Raw genomic sequence first — 15366 nt, forward strand, 5'->3', positions numbered from 1 at the left:
TATAAATGATTGCAGTTAATTTATCTGAGCAAGATAGATGGAAGAAATATAACAATTTTTCTCCATTAATTTCAATATTTAAAAAATTTCATCCACTCAATGATGAAATTGAAAAGCGCATTAATCAGCATACTTTTCCAATAAGTTATAAGAAAAATAAATTCCTGGTTTCTCCTGTCGATCGAAATAAATACCTTTTTTTAATAGTTAAAGGAGTGGTAAGAGGGTTTATTAAAGATGGGGCTTCTGAAATCACTACATGGATTGCTATGGAGAATGAAATTGTGGGCACGATTAGGAATTTATGGATTGATGGAGATTCAGAAGAATATTTGCAGGCACTAGAAGATGTTGATCTCATTGCTATTCCTCATGTGCTTTCAGAGTATTTATATGAAAATTTTGCCGAGGCCAACGTTGTTGGGCGAAAGATGATGGAGCTTTATTACCGTTCTGCTGAAGAGCGTGCATTCTTATGCCGCATTTCGTCTGCCGAAAAACGATACAAGCGATTCTTGTTGTCTTTCCCTGATTTAATCAATCGTGTTTCATTGAAACATATTGCATCTTTTTTAGCCATACGATTGGAAACTTTAAGCAGAATAAGAGCAAAAATTTAGTAAGCTCGTTAAACGAATAAATTCCTCAAATATCTTTATAAAGGGTTAAGTTTTGATACAAAAACTTGGCCCTTTTTGTTTTGTCGATAAGTGTAAAGTCAATCAATTTTTGTAATATAAATACGACATATTGTTATTATGTTGTTGATTATTGTCAAATAATCCATCCTCAATTTCGCCCAAAAATTTCGCTCTAGAAAACGATTGACAGTTTCTATCTGTCTTGTAGTATTGATAATACAGTTTTTGACAAAAAAAGAATAAATAGTAGCGCTAAAATTCACCTAATTATGTGCTTGCGAATATCAAAAAATTAGACTAGTTTTGCGGCCCTTAAAAAAGGAGCAATTTTAAGTTGTATTCTGTGTTTAAACTGATTTTAAATCAACGAGATACAAGCATATTTAAAATTGAAATTTTGTAAAGATAAATTAAATTTTAAGAAGAATTTTTAATCGGATTAAAGCTGATTAAACCACAAACTGAGAATATTTAAAACGCTCACAATTTCTAATCAAAATGAAAAAAAATCTACTGCTTGTTTTAGTTCTTACATTAAGCATTTTTAGCGCTGTTGCTCAGCAAAAAATGAAAGACGGTACAGTTGTACAAAGTAATTTACCAAATAAAGATGCTATTCTTGAACTGGAGAGTAATAACAAGGGTTTGTTGTTTTCGAGAGTGATGTTGAAGGATTCGAAAAATCCAGCTCCGCTTTCTGCTCATGCTGCAGGTATGATGGTTTACAACACACAAAAGATTGCTGATCTTGTTCCAGGTATTTACTTTAACGACGGAACACAGTGGATTTTAGCTCGTCAAGGCCAGGCGTCAGGTATTACATACAACCCTGTAACCTATACGATCACCTACGTCGATCCTGCAACCAATTTACCGGTCAATATCGATTTGAAAGATGTTATTAAGAAAAATGAAACTGTGACTTCTTTGGTAAAACAAGAAAAGGGAACTTATTTATATACATCAGAAAGTGGCAAAACCACCACGATTAATGTTCCAGCCGATGTAATTAATAATTTCCAATCGATTGTTAACGATAACTCTGTCAGGACGATTTTAGAGAGTATCTTTAAAAATAATGGTGGAAATGTTTTTTACGATGGAGCCAATTTTACTTACGTTGATAATAACGGCGTAAAGCAAACCATCAACATTGCCCAAATTGTAAAGGCGAATGAAACAATCACTACTTTAATTGATAATAAAAACGGAACTTACACTTACACTGCAGAAGACGGGAAGACAACTTTGATCAACATTCCAGCTAATGTTGTTAATAATTTTCAAACCATTGCAAACGATAATACAGTAAGAACAATAATTGAAAATATTGTTAAAAATACTGGCGGTAATGTTTTTTATGATGGAGCCAATTTTACTTTTATCGATAATAGCGGAGTAAAGCAAACCATAAACATTGCGCAAATTGTGAAGGCGAACGAAACGTTAACCGTTCTTGCCTATGACAAGGTTACTAACAAGTTAAGCTACACAGATGAGAAAGGTTTGAAAGCCGATCTTGATCTGAACAATGGCGCCTTGGCGTATGATAAAGCCACGAACACTTTAAACTATACAGATGGAAAAGGTTTGGTGACATCATTGCCATTGAACACTACTGCTTTAGTTTACGATAGAACCAATAATGTTTTAACCTATACCGATTCAAAAGGCGTTTCAATAACAATTGCCATTAAAGATCTGGTTGCAGCGAACGAAACTCTGACTGTTCTTGCCTACGATAAGGTTACTAACAAGTTAAGCTACACAGATGAGAAAGGTTTGAAAACCGATCTTGATCTGAACAATGGCGCTTTGGCTTACGATAAAATTACGAACACTTTAAACTATACAGATGGAAAAGGTTTGGTGACTTCATTACCATTAAATACCACTGCTCTGGTTTATGATAAAACAAATAATGTTTTAACTTATACGGATTCAAAAGGTAACGCGACGACCATCGCAATCAAAGATCTGGTTGCTGCGAACGAAACTCTGACTGTTCTTGCCTACGATAAGGTTACTAACAAGGTAAGTTATACAGATGAGAAAGGTTTGAAAACCGATCTTGATTTGAACAACGGCGCTTTGGCTTATGACAAAGCAACTAACGCCTTAAACTACACAGACGGAAAAGGTTTGGTGACTTCATTACCATTGAACACGACCGCTTTAGTTTATGATAAAACCAATAATGTTTTAACTTATACGGATTCAAAAGGTAATGCAACCACCATCTCGATCAAAGATCTGGTTGCAGCGAACGAGACTTTAACAGTTCTTGCCTATGACAAGGTTAGTAACAAGTTAAGCTACACAGATGAGAAAGGTTTGAAAGCCGATCTTGATCTGAACAATGGCGCCTTGGCGTATGATAAAGCCACGAATACTTTAAACTATACAGATGGAAAAGGTTTGGTGACATCATTGCCATTGAACACTACTGCTTTAGTTTATGATAAAACCAACAATGTTTTAACCTATACCGATTCAAAAGGCGTTGCAACAACGATTGCCATCAAAGATCTGGTTGAAGCCAATCAATTAACGGCTAGCGTTGTCGAGGGTATTACTACTAGCGTAACATCTGTTGCAAGTATTGGAAGTCCACGAAATACAGAATACAAGGTTGAAGTGAAAGATGCTGCGATTACGACAGCTAAACTTGCAAATAATGTAGTGACAACTGAAAAGGTAGTAGATAAAGCGGTTACTGCGGCAAAACTTGATGCCGGAGCCGGAACAGTTGGAAGAGTAGGGGTTGCTGATGCAAGTGGCGTGGTGACTTATCAAAATCTTACGCGAGCTACTTTAACTGACAAAAAAGACATCACTACAGATGGAATCATTAGCGTTAACAACGCAAATTCTTTACCTGGAGCCGTTTTAGAAACTACTGAGCTTAAAATTAACGATAACTCCATCACAACTAAAAAAATCAATGCACCTGCAGGTACCAGTAAACTTGTTTTAGGATATGATGGAGCTGGAAATGTGGTTTGGTCAACAATTGATGGAATTGCAGGAAGTACAACAGTAAGTAATAAGGTAACAGGTACTTCATTAATAACGACTGTAAATGGTGTAACTGGTGATGCAGTTGACTTAAAGGACGCTATTCAGACTGGTCAAAAAACTACAGTTGTAGCTACTGGTACAGGTACAATTGTAACACCTGTAACTACTGGAGCTGTAACAACATATACTGTCGCAGCTGATCTGGCTAATATTATTTTAGCAGGAGACGTAATAGGAGCAGCAAATGCAACCAAAGTTGAAAAATTGCAAGGGACGCCTGTGAGTGCTACAGTACCAACGGCTAGCCAGGTATTAACTTTCGAAAACGGAGCCTGGATAGGTAAAAAACCTATAGTGGGCGCTACCGATGTTTTGAATGCTGGTAACTTAACTTCTGATCAAATTACATTTGCTGATGGTACCGGTGCAACTTTAAAAAATGTAGTTGCCACTGTTAAATCAAAATCAATTACAACGGCTATGTTAAATTCTGATGGTGCTACTGCTGGTCAGTTGGCCACAGCCGATGGAACAGATGGTGTAATTTACAAAACGTTCGATGCAACATCGCTTGCAAATAAAAAATCGATTACCGGTGAGGGAATTACAGTTAATAGTCCGGCCGGCGACGGAACAGATGCGGTTTTGAAAGACGTGAAGTTAGGGATCGCAGACAATGCAATCACAGCTGCTAAAATTGCAACTGATGCGGTTGAAACTTCAGATATCAAAGATAAAAATGTTACGGCAGCTAAGTTAACAGCTGGAACAAGTACCATTGTAAATCGTATCGCGACAGCTGATGCAGCTGGAAATGTAACTTACACTGATTTAACTACGTTGGTAACTGGTGCTGAGACTAAATTGGTGAACGGTACCAACACAACTGTTACCGGTTCTGGCTCTGTAGCCGATCAATATAAAGTAAACGTTGCTACTGCAAATGGTACAACATTAGGTGTGGTGAAACAAGGTAACGGTTCTGTTGTAGTAGCTACAGATGGTGCGCTTTGGGTTGATGCTGCTGCAATTACAACCGGTAAAGCTTTAAGTTCTACGGATTTATCTTTATCGGCAAATGCTGCTACTTCATTATTAAAAGATGTAACCATCAACATAAAAGATAAAGCGGTGACGGCGACAAAACTTGGCGCAGCAACTGATGGAACTGATGCAAACAAAGTAGCCACTGCAGATGCCGCTGGCAACGTAACTTATAAAGCCATTACCGATGCAAGTGTAGTCAGCACAAAAGCAATCACTGGTACTGATATTAATGTAACAGGTGGTAACGAAGCAACGCTAAAAGACGTTAGTCTTTCTATTAAGCCAGGAACAGCTGGACAATTATTAACTACAAATGCTGCTGGAACAGCTACGGAGTGGGTTAATAAAGTTGATGCAACCACAGTAAGCAATACTTCAAATTTGAATAGCTTAACTACAACTGTAAATGGCAAGACAGGAGCGGCAGTAAATATTATTAATTCAAATATATTAACACTAGATGTTGACAAAAAATTGATCAGTACGGTTAACGGAATTGCTACTACACCAGCTTTAGATTTAGCCCCAGCAATTGCTGCTGCTCAGAAAACAAGTTCGGTAGTGAATGGAACAACGACTACGGTTAGTTCAATTTTAGCTGGAAATAATACAGCATACAAAGTAGAAGTAAACGATGGAGCGATACAGGCCGGACAGTTCACAACTTCTTTATCGAATGGTGTGAATACTACAGTTACTTCAAGCACAGCTGGAAAAAATACCAACTATGTAGTGAATACTAATATTGCTAGCATTTCGGTTGTTGGTGCAGTTAAGCCTGGTACAGGTTTGGCTATCGATGCAACTGGTACTTTAACTGTTGATGCAAATACAATTATTACAGGGAAAAATGTTACTATTGGCAGCGATAAAATAAAATTAGGCGGTACTCCGGCAGGAGCAGCTTTGAAAGCTTTCTCAATAGATGTTGATGAAACAAAATTAAACTTGAATGCAAGCCAGATTAAAGGTGGCACAGCCGGCCAAGTGATGGTTGTAGGTGCAGGCAATGTTGGTTCATGGGTAGATAAATCTATTCTTATTCCACCGACTGTTGTGAGCAATAGCTCAAACCTTAATACATTAACTACAACCGTAAATGGAACAACAGGATCAGGTGTTACGATTATCAATTCCAATACCTTAACACTTGATGCAAATAATAAATTAATCAGTACCGTAAATGGTCAAGCCACAACGCCAGCTTTAGATTTAACTCCTGCAATACAGGCTGCACAAAAAACAACAACAGTTGTTGCAGGTACTAATGTCTCGGTAACCCCACCTGCACCAAATGCAACTGGGAATGCTGCTTATACGGTTAGCGTTGCTACAGCAAATGGTGCTGCTTCAGGAGTAGTTAAACAAGGTAATGGTTCAGTAGTTGTTGCTACAGATGGTGCACTTTCAGTAAATGCTGCTGCGATTACAACTGGCGCAAATGTTACTGCTGGAAGTAATAGGGTGGCATTAGGTGGAACTCCGGTAGGGGCTGCCTTGAAAGCATTTTCTGTTGATGTTGCGGAGGCAAATCTAACACTTGCGAATATTGGTGGTAAAGTGACTAATAATCAAATTACAACTGGAACAACCGGGCAGGTTTTAATTACTAAGGCTGATGGTACAACTACACAATGGGTAGATCAGGCTACCTTAGCAGATAACACAACGGCAGATAACGGCTTAACGAAAACGGCTAATAACATTCAATTGGGTGGTGTATTAACGCAAGCAACAATAATTACCGCCTCAGCAACCAATACCCTCGCTGTAGCAGGATTACAAACTGGTGCCTTAAAAGATCGAATTATGGTTGTAGACCCAACAACAAGCATAATAAAGCAAGTTAAAGCAGCAATGCCAAAATTCTTTTATATGCCATCAGTAATTATTCCTACTGCTGCTGATCAGGTTGTAGCTGAAGCCGGTATTTCTGGTGAAAGCTTTGGTGTAATTAATGTATATGCCCGCTATATTAAGCAATTTGCTACCCCGCTGGCAAGTAGTACTGGTGCTCCCGCACTCCCAACGCTACCGAGTAATGAACTATATTATTACATAACCTGGTATGATAATACCGTTTTTGCTAATGTTAAAGTATCTGCAGAAGGTATCTTAACTTATGATGTTATAAAAAACGCAGATGTAACTGTTGGTTCTTTCATGAATATCGTTTTTGCAGTAAAATAGTATGAAAAAATTAATAGTTATCCTGATCTGTATTTTCAGACTGAGCGCTGTAAGTGAGCTTTCGTTTTCACAGTGTTTTATCTCGCAGCCTAAAACAGCAGCTTTTGCTACTGGTGGTACGAGTCCCTATAAAAACCAGGTATTATGGCTTACCTGGGGGGCAAGTAATAGTAATGTTGCTCAAAACCCGTACGGTAAACATGATGTAGTTTTAGTAAACGGATCATCGTCCTACGCTTCGATTGATTTGGGAGGTGGAAGGTTTTTATGTGTGGAAGCCGTACTTTCGAATCTCTCAGGTAGTGAAATCAGAAGTTATGCACCCGGTAATTTTGTTGGCGACTCAATGGATGATCGTTACAATATCGGCGGGATTGGTACGTCTAATAAATTGGTTAATGGTATTAGAAACGGAATAACGGGTGGTCTTAGCAGCTTTCGTATTACCTGTAAAGCAACACTGGAAGGAAAACCGGTAAAACTGACAGGTATGGTTTTAGGAGATGGTGAATCACTGGCACCAACGGAGTATTTTAATGCTACCGCCGATGGCGACTGGAATATTGTAGAACTTCAAAAGAACCTTTTGAATATTAATCCCTACGAAGTACGAAAAGTAAACGTTAATGCAACTGCACAACGTATCGAATTTTTAAAAGGAAACGATCAGAATACCGGTGCCGTATCATTTTTGACCTTTAGAGAATCCGCATTTATTGGCAATGATTATGCAGTAACTTTCGATGTGACGTTAAAGGGGTCTGGATTAACAGCTATTACGCTTGGGCTTCTTCCCCCTGGAGTTGATGGGGGTGATGCTCCTGCAACCTACGGTGCTCCGCTGCATGCCGTAGATAATGTAACCGTTTCAAGTGATAATATTGTTGCAGGCGCTGATAACGGTCCTGTAACAAATTTAAATACTTTAGGCTATATGTCTGGAGCTTTATTAGCATCCACCTCAGGTTACCTGGGCTCGGGAGGACCAGATGTAGATGCTGGGTCGTTGTTTACCAAAGATGCCATGGGCGATAACAATAATGGAAGTGCCGGAGTAAACGAAGAAGATGCATGGCCTACAGAGTATAAAAGCTTTTCTTACAAGGCAAATTATATGCCCGGCTACAGTATTAATGCAGAAATTACGTATAAAGGAACTTTCGATGGCTACATTTCTGGTTGGATTGATTTTAATCAGAATGGTGTTTTTGAGGATAGTGAAAGAATAACTGAAAAAGCACCACAATCCGGTACATCTGTTACCCTCAAATGGAAAGTTCCGGTTTCAAGAATTATCAGAAGCACTTATGTGCGACTGAGGTATGGCAGGAATTTAAAAGATCTTCAATCTCCAACATCGGCAACACCCGGAGGTGAAGTGGAAGATCACAAAATATATATACAAGGTCCAACTATAACAAATCCAATGCTTCCAGGTAAAGGAAAGAAGAAATAATGGACAAATTTAATTTAACACATATCAAGAACAACAAAGCTGTTGGCTTCTGGAAGACGCTGACTGTCCTGATCATATTTCTATTTTGCAACATAAGTTCAGATGCGCAAACTGGCGCAGGAAGTAAAACAGTAGATAATTCTGCTGTAATTGTTTCGGTGGGAAATACGGAAAGCCGTTATGCGGAAGGTACTTATTTCGGTCCGAATGCAAATTGGGTTATCGATGGAACATTAGAAATTTACAGTAAAAACATTTGGATTGCACCTGGCGCAAAATTCTCTGGCTCGGGTAAGATTGTAATTTATAATCCTGGAGACAATCCATTTTATGCTGATATGCCATCGAGTTCAACGATGATTGATGGAAACAATAGTAATTTTATCAATCTATTAATCGAGCACCACAATAGAAACAGTGTTACGCTGAGTGATATTGCTGATCCAGGTTATGGAACAGCTAATCCGTCGGGTGTGCTTGCAGCCACGCTTAATATTGGGGGTACCTTAGATTTGACTCAAAACAATGCCAACATTATCTTGAATGGCAGCAACCTCGTTTTTAACGATGCTGGAAAAATTATCAATTATAGCCAAAATAGAATGGTAGTCACCGGTAACAGTATCTCCGGGCACATGGTGAAAGAGTTTTTAGGAAGTTCAACCTTCGTTTTTCCAGTTGGTATTGCTGAAGGCGATTATACTCCTGCAACGTTAACTCCTCAGGCACCAGGCAAACTTTATGTAAGCGTACAAAACTATTCTGGCGCTAACCTTCCAGGAATAACGACTGTACAGGGAATAGATCGTACCTGGAATATTTATTCATCAGTACCTGTTCAAACCACGATTACACTTCAACACAATCAAAATACAAACGGCTCAAAATTCGTTGATGCGACCGCAACCATTGCCCGCTATTTAGGCAATTCCAATTGGGATATCGTAACCGGGACAAATCCATCGCTAGGTGTTCATACCCGTTCGAATTTGCTTATTGAAGCAGATATGGCTGCAAATGGTGCTTTTTTTACCAAGCATTCTATTTCCGGAAGCAATCTATTTATACCAAATTTATTTACACCTAATGGTGATGGTACCAACGAGATATTCGAAATCCGTGGTCTTAATTTATTCTCGCAAAACGATCTGGTTATTGTAAACCGTTGGGGTAACGAAGTTTATAAATCAAGCAACTATCAAAACAACTGGACTGGCGAAGGCCTGAATGAAGGTACTTACTATTATTTGTTGAGAGTTAAAGAAAATGCTTCTTCGCCTTGGCAGGTTTTTAAGGGGTACATCACGTTAATTCGTGCATTTAAAAACTAATAGATATCGTGAAGATGAAAAAAATATTGTTGTTAATCGGGTGTTCCCTCTTGTTTTTTGTAAAACCAGTTTCTGCCCAGCAAGACGCACAGTACAGTCAATATATGTTCAACGGAATCTATATCAATCCGGCTTATGCGGGCTATAAAGAGGTTTTGAATGTTCACAGCTTTTACCGCAGCCAATGGACAGGGATTACCGGCGCACCTAAAAGTATGTCGTTGGCGGTAGATGCTATTGCCAACGATGGAAATGTAGGTTTGGCGCTTCAGGTATCTAGCGATAAACTGGGTGCACAAACCAATTTGGCCCTATATGGAAACTATGCTTACCGTATCAGATTGAATAATGATGGTAGCTCAAGGTTGGCTTTAGGTTTAGGGGTTGGTATGGTTCAATTGGGTATTGATGGTTCGATGCTAAATCCAAACGATCCAGAGCCTTTTCAGCCAGTTGGCGTACAGAGTACCATTTTGCCCGATGCCAGAGCAGGTGTATATTTTGCAAACGACAAATTTTATGCAGGTTTTTCTGCTGATAATTTAGTTGCTGCCTATATTGATATTGATCGTTATGCGTTTATACCACAGCCAAAACCACATTTTTATTTAACTGCTGGTGCTTTGTTCCCGATAAATGAGAATTTCCTGATTAAGCCATCTTTTCTTTTAAAAGATGATAGGGGCGGACCAACTAGTTTAGATGTAAATGCTTTTTTAATGGTTAAAGAATTTTTGTGGGTTGGCGGATCATATCGTACAGGCGTGAAGCTTTATGATAAAAGTTATCTTCAAAAAGATTTATCTCAACGAAATTCGGCAGTAGCCGCAATTCAGATTTTTCCATCCGAAAGGTTAAGAATAGGTTATGGTTACGATTTTTCAATCGGTCCGTTGCAAGGCTATAGCGGAGGAACACATGAAATGTCGATTGCATATTCCTTCATCAGGGCGAATATCAGAATGGCGACACCAAGGGTGTTTTAGATACATATCCAGAAATCTGTAAGATAAGATTTACAGATTTAACTGACAGAAAAGTGTCTTTTTATGAATAAAAAAACAGACAAAATACTAAAAAAACGAAACAATTTATTAAATTGCAAAATATCTAATTAACATGAAATCAAAGAATACTGGAAGTACCTTTACTGTGCTAATTGCCGATGACCACGAGATTATTCGCAGAGGTTTAAAAAGCTTAATATCTGATTTTTGGGCTGGAGTAGAAATTATCCATGCAGCAACACTAGAGCAAGCGCTTTTAGAAACCGAGAAAGCACCCAATCTAATCATTATCGATGTGAATCTGCCTGGAGGCAATAATCTAAAGGTAATAGATCAAATTAAAATGGTTCAACCCAATGCTAAAATATTGGTGTTCTCCTCCCTGAATGAAAACATTTACGCGGTACCTTACCTAAAATCAGGAGCTTCGGGTTATTTAGCTAAAAACGCTGAAGAGTCTGAAATTGTAACAGCTATTACCACCATTTTAGCGGGCAGCCGTTACTCTAGCCGCAACGTAAAGGAAAATATGTTTAATAGTATTTTAGGTAACGATGCAGATAATCCGTTTACAAAATTATCTGGCAGAGAGCTGGAAGTTGCCGAATTGCTGACCAAAGGTGTTGGAGTATTGGAAATTTCCAATCAACTTAACTTGCAAATGGGAACCGTAAGTACTTATAAATTAAGGTTATTCCAAAAGTTGAAAATCAAAAGTATTATTGAACTTGCCGAGAAGATGAGCATCTACGAAAAATAAGGATTGCTCCAAGCATCCTTATTTTTTATTTTCATTTGTTGTTCCAGTAGATTCTTCGCCAGATTCATTAGGACTATCTCCTGCCTGGCCATATTTTTCGGAAGCACCTTTTCCATTCTGGTCAAAACTTGCTTTCTCTTTCGATGTGCCTGAAGTTTTAGCTTTCCCCTTTTCTTGATCTTTTTCCTTCGTTTCCATGATAATTCTTTTATTTAACTGTTTAACAAAGCTCGAAAGTTAAAAGTTTTAGCTAATTGCGATTCATGTATGGAAAGCTTATCTTTTTAATGGACTTTTAGATGTTCCATGACTTGTTCCAATTTCCAGTAATTGCTTTTTTTGGGTAAAGAACAAGCAGACTAGAAGGATCAGAATTGCTCCAATAATCGTTAGCCATTTCTTCATCATTTTGCCAGCGTTTGGGATAATGAACGATTGAAGTATCTCTTACTTGTTTTTTACTGAATCACGGGCACGTTTTTTAAAGAAACCGCGAAGCAGGAAGTTGCTTTGTAAAGCTTCTAAATCTTCATCAAGCTTCTTGCTGCTTTTTTCCAGATTGATCATGATCGCCCTTACCTGATCGGCAGTTTTAGCGTCATTAAGCAGTAAACCTGCCGCGTTATCATTACTATTTAATTTTCCAGAAGCCTTTTCTAAGTTAGCCGCCATTACAGATGCCGATTGTGCAGTTTTTTGCAGTGTGCTGGCAGAGCGTTCCAACTTGGCAAATACTGCTGTATCCGTCATCATTTTATCCATCAAGCCGTTTTTGGTATTCAGTGTTTTCCCGAATGTATTTAAGCTTTGTGCTGTTTGCGCAGTTGATGCTGTTATCCTATTTAGATTAGCAACCATCGTTTTAAAATCCTGGGCCAACTTTTCATCAGAAAGCAGTGCGCCAGCGGCACCTTTTCCATCTACCAGGTTATGGGCAAGAATCTTGAAGTCGCCGGTTACATCGACTAAGTTTTTATTGTTCACCTGGAGGGTTTTCATAATGTCATCAGTAGATAAGGAATTATTTACCTTCAGCACGTCGCCGTCTTCAACGAAAGGAAATTTTGGATTTCCACCAGTGATCACCACAATTTTATTTCCGATTAAACCATCGGCACCTATGCTTGCACCAGCATCTTTATGTATATACTTATGCACATCTTCTTCTATGCTCAGAAATACACGTACCTGTGAGGTTCCAAAAAATTCAATCTTTTTGATTGTGCCGATTTTAACACCAGAAAACCATACATTGTTTCCCTTTTTCAATCCCTGGATATCGTTGAAAACAACACTCAACGTAAAGCTTTTAACAAAGGTTTTCTTTTGGCTACCCAAAGTAAAAATGGCAAAAACGAATATCAAAATGCCAATGGCAATAAATATTCCGACAGTTATTTTCTTTTTATTATCGTTCATGGTTACTGTATAAAATTATAATCAAAAAATGGTTGTGCTTGCGGATCTCCTGAGTTGAAAATATCGTCGAAAGATCCCTGACGTTCGAAACTACGTTCGACCAACATGGCTACCCTGTTCCCTGTTTCTTTAGCACAGGTTAAATCGTGGGTAATTACGATTGCGCTGGTATGGTAACGTTTCTGTACGGTATTGATCAATTTGTTTATTTCTTTAGATGTAATGGGATCCAGCCCTGCGGTAGGCTCATCATAGAGCATAATTTCTGGTTTCAAAATCAACGTTCGAGCAATCCCAATTCGTTTTCGTTGTCCCCCAGAGAGCTCGGAAGGCATTTGGTTGATAGTTTGAGATAACCCAACTGCATCCAGCATTTCTTCCACTAAATCTTTAACTTCCTGTTTGCTCAAATCCCTGCGATTTCTTACTAAGGGAAACTCCAGGTTTTCCCTTACCGTCATGCTATCATAAAGCGCACTGTTTTGAAAAGAAAAACCTACCCGAAGACGGAGTGCCAATAATTGTTCGTAAGAGATATCGTCTACAACATGATCCAACACATTTACTAAGCCCGAATCTGGTTTGAGCAGACCGATGATGATTTTAATCAACACTGATTTTCCTGTTCCGGATTTACCCAAAACCACCAGATTTTCTCCCTTGTAAAGATCGAGGGAAGCATTTTCCAGTACCTGATAGCTGCCGAAAGCCTTATAGAGATTTTTTATCTCAATCACCTTTTCGGTGCTATTTAAGATTTCTTTTTGTACCATGCGATTAGCTGTTAAACAGACTGAAAATTTGTACGCAAACTACTTCCTCAATAAAAATAAGGAACATTGCCGTTACTACCGATGAATTAGCTGCTTTACCTACACCTTCAGTGCCTTTTGATGAATTGTAACCCTGATAACAACCAACTATTGCAATAGTGAAACCAAAGAGAATGGCTTTGAAGGTTGATGCAATAATATCAAGAAAAGTGATGCTTTCTAAGGCGCTTTGAAAAAATGTAGTAGCACTGGTGCCTTCGTTAACGGAAACGTTAAGTAACGCACCCAACATGCCAACCATTGCTGTATAAAAGGTGAGTATAGGCATGGTGATGGTGGCGGCCATTACCCGGGTTGATACCAGGAATTTGAATGGATTTGTTGCTGAAACCTCCATGGCATCAATTTGTTCGCTCACTTTCATTGAGCCAAGTTCTGCACCAATGCTCGAACCTACTTTACCAGCGGCAATTAGGCCGGTAAGTAATGGAGCAAGGGTTCTTAGTAAGGCAATGCCCACCAACGATGGGAGCCAGGATGTTGCGCCAAATTCTGACAAAGATGGACGCGATTGTTTTGTAAAAACTAAGCCTGTAATAAAGCCAGTGGTAGAAATCAGTAATGCGGAACGATAACCAATTTCATAACATTGACGCATTAATTCCTTGAACTCATATGGAGGCAAGAATGCTTCCTTAAAAAAACGGCCAATAAAACGGAAAACCTCGTAGAGGTTTATGAATGTTTGAGCGAATTTTTTAACAGGTTTTGATTGATCTTTGGGATCTTCCACCTTTTCTATTCCCATCTTGATGCTTTAGTCTTTTTGGTAGAATCTTCTTTAATTGTTGCCTCTTTTTGAATGCGATACTCCGTCACTTTTAGCGTATCGGCTGGAGACAAACTTTTATAAAGCACGTTAAAGGTAGTCATTAAAGATTTTTTATTTTGATCATATTCAGTATTCGAGATCATTCCGTCGATATGTTTCTGGTCCAATTCGAAAGATTGATCGAGCAGTGCTTTGGTGGAATCTACAATCGCATCATTTGATAATGTGACCTGTTTATCAACCTTATTCCCGCCAGAACCCTTTTCTGGATTGGTGTTGTGACAAGCGATGACTAAAAGAGCAATTGGAAGCGCCAAAATTATTCTCATTTTAAGAATACAGATAGCTAGGGAAATTGTTTGTTTAGATGGAAAGTATTGGAAATATTTTTGAATTTAAACTTAAGCATTATATCAATTCTTGATCGATAGAAATAGCGCAAATCTTCTCACGAATAATTAAAATGCCTCTAATTGGTGATTGAAAATATTATATTGCTGAATATTTAAAAACCAAATAGTTGGATAATACTGGAGTTCAAAAATGATACAACCTTTAGTTGTTAGAAAAAATTTGATTTAGATCAACATTTATCAAGAATTTGGATTTTGAAAACACCGTCTGAGTCTGTCTAATCGAATAAGTTTAATGACATAAATAAAACATTGTGAGTTGAGTCTAATTAATACTACAAAATAAATATATGTTACATTATTCTGACAAAGGAATGTAATATCTTCGCGACCTAATGCCCACCCTGTAAACTAAGGATATGAAAGTTTGTCTTCCAAAACCATAGTGGTTAGAACTACGTATGTAGGCTTAACTAACAGACAAGCTTAAATAAATACTACATCACCCAATTGTTGTAGAACATATCGTCCCGTGT

The 15366-nt window shown here is 38.2% G+C and carries 11 protein-coding genes; 6 read left to right on the plus strand and 5 right to left on the minus strand.

The features are described 5' to 3' along the window. Positions 1-5: 5 nt before the first annotated feature. From ASE92_RS10325 to ASE92_RS10350, 6 genes are all read left to right on the plus strand, one after another. Positions 6-620 carry a Crp/Fnr family transcriptional regulator gene (locus tag ASE92_RS10325; RefSeq protein ID WP_056850002.1) on the plus strand — a complete coding sequence of 205 codons (615 nt, stop codon included), beginning with the start codon at positions 6-8 and terminating at the stop codon, positions 618-620. A gap of 519 nt (positions 621-1139) precedes the next feature. Then, on the plus strand, positions 1140-6899 hold the full coding sequence (locus ASE92_RS10330; protein ID WP_056850003.1) for a hypothetical protein: 5760 nt from the start codon (positions 1140-1142) through the stop codon (positions 6897-6899). Position 6900: 1 nt separating this feature from the next. Beyond that, positions 6901-8355, plus strand: coding sequence for a CshA/CshB family fibrillar adhesin-related protein (locus ASE92_RS10335; protein ID WP_056850004.1), 1455 nt, complete (start codon positions 6901-6903; stop codon positions 8353-8355). Next, positions 8355-9686: a gliding motility-associated C-terminal domain-containing protein gene (locus ASE92_RS10340; protein WP_056850005.1), complete on the plus strand. Its 1332-nt coding sequence runs from the start codon at positions 8355-8357 to the stop codon at positions 9684-9686. The genes ASE92_RS10335 and ASE92_RS10340 overlap by 1 nt, the downstream gene beginning before the upstream one ends. Before the next feature lie 14 nt (positions 9687-9700). Further along, the gene (locus ASE92_RS10345; RefSeq protein ID WP_056850006.1) at positions 9701-10672 is read left to right on the plus strand and encodes a type IX secretion system membrane protein PorP/SprF; all 972 of its coding nucleotides are present in this window, start codon (positions 9701-9703) and stop codon (positions 10670-10672) included. Between the two features lie 133 nt (positions 10673-10805). Beyond that, positions 10806-11453 (plus strand): response regulator transcription factor, encoded by a 648-nt coding sequence (locus tag ASE92_RS10350; RefSeq protein WP_056850007.1) that lies wholly within the window; start codon positions 10806-10808, stop codon positions 11451-11453. A gap of 18 nt (positions 11454-11471) precedes the next feature. Here the strand turns inward: ASE92_RS10350 and ASE92_RS10355 are convergent, their stop codons facing one another. The 5 genes from ASE92_RS10355 to ASE92_RS10375 all read right to left on the minus strand — a co-directional run bounded on the left by ASE92_RS10355 (position 11472) and on the right by ASE92_RS10375 (position 14806). Further along, the gene (locus ASE92_RS10355; RefSeq protein ID WP_056850008.1) at positions 11472-11651 is read right to left on the minus strand and encodes a hypothetical protein; all 180 of its coding nucleotides are present in this window, start codon (positions 11649-11651) and stop codon (positions 11472-11474) included. A gap of 249 nt (positions 11652-11900) precedes the next feature. Beyond that, positions 11901-12872, minus strand: coding sequence for an MlaD family protein (locus ASE92_RS10360; RefSeq protein ID WP_056850009.1), 972 nt, complete (start codon positions 12870-12872; stop codon positions 11901-11903). Positions 12873-12874: 2 nt separating this feature from the next. Continuing rightward, positions 12875-13645, minus strand: coding sequence for an ABC transporter ATP-binding protein (locus ASE92_RS10365; protein ID WP_056850010.1), 771 nt, complete (start codon positions 13643-13645; stop codon positions 12875-12877). 4 nt (positions 13646-13649) lie between these two features. Then, positions 13650-14453: an ABC transporter permease gene (locus ASE92_RS10370; protein ID WP_056850011.1), complete on the minus strand. Its 804-nt coding sequence runs from the start codon at positions 14451-14453 to the stop codon at positions 13650-13652. After that, on the minus strand, positions 14444-14806 hold the full coding sequence (locus tag ASE92_RS10375; protein ID WP_056850012.1) for a hypothetical protein: 363 nt from the start codon (positions 14804-14806) through the stop codon (positions 14444-14446). Before ASE92_RS10375 ends, ASE92_RS10370 begins: the two co-directional genes overlap by 10 nt. Positions 14807-15366: the final 560 nt, after the last annotated feature.

Origin of the sequence: Pedobacter sp. Leaf41, from assembly GCF_001422545.1 — a bacterium.
Lineage (GTDB): Bacteria > Bacteroidota > Bacteroidia > Sphingobacteriales > Sphingobacteriaceae > Pedobacter.

Coding starts and splice junctions, on each gene's coding strand:
- ASE92_RS10325 (WP_056850002.1), top strand. CDS start 6: ATGATTGCAGTTAATTTATCTGAGCAAGATAGATGGAAGAAATATAAC.
- ASE92_RS10330 (WP_056850003.1), top strand. CDS start 1,140: ATGAAAAAAAATCTACTGCTTGTTTTAGTTCTTACATTAAGCATTTTT.
- ASE92_RS10335 (WP_056850004.1), top strand. CDS start 6,901: ATGAAAAAATTAATAGTTATCCTGATCTGTATTTTCAGACTGAGCGCT.
- ASE92_RS10340 (WP_056850005.1), top strand. CDS start 8,355: ATGGACAAATTTAATTTAACACATATCAAGAACAACAAAGCTGTTGGC.
- ASE92_RS10345 (WP_056850006.1), top strand. CDS start 9,701: ATGAAAAAAATATTGTTGTTAATCGGGTGTTCCCTCTTGTTTTTTGTA.
- ASE92_RS10350 (WP_056850007.1), top strand. CDS start 10,806: ATGAAATCAAAGAATACTGGAAGTACCTTTACTGTGCTAATTGCCGAT.
- ASE92_RS10355 (WP_056850008.1), bottom strand. CDS start 11,651: ATGGAAACGAAGGAAAAAGATCAAGAAAAGGGGAAAGCTAAAACTTCA.
- ASE92_RS10360 (WP_056850009.1), bottom strand. CDS start 12,872: ATGAACGATAATAAAAAGAAAATAACTGTCGGAATATTTATTGCCATT.
- ASE92_RS10365 (WP_056850010.1), bottom strand. CDS start 13,645: ATGGTACAAAAAGAAATCTTAAATAGCACCGAAAAGGTGATTGAGATA.
- ASE92_RS10370 (WP_056850011.1), bottom strand. CDS start 14,453: ATGGGAATAGAAAAGGTGGAAGATCCCAAAGATCAATCAAAACCTGTT.
- ASE92_RS10375 (WP_056850012.1), bottom strand. CDS start 14,806: ATGAGAATAATTTTGGCGCTTCCAATTGCTCTTTTAGTCATCGCTTGT.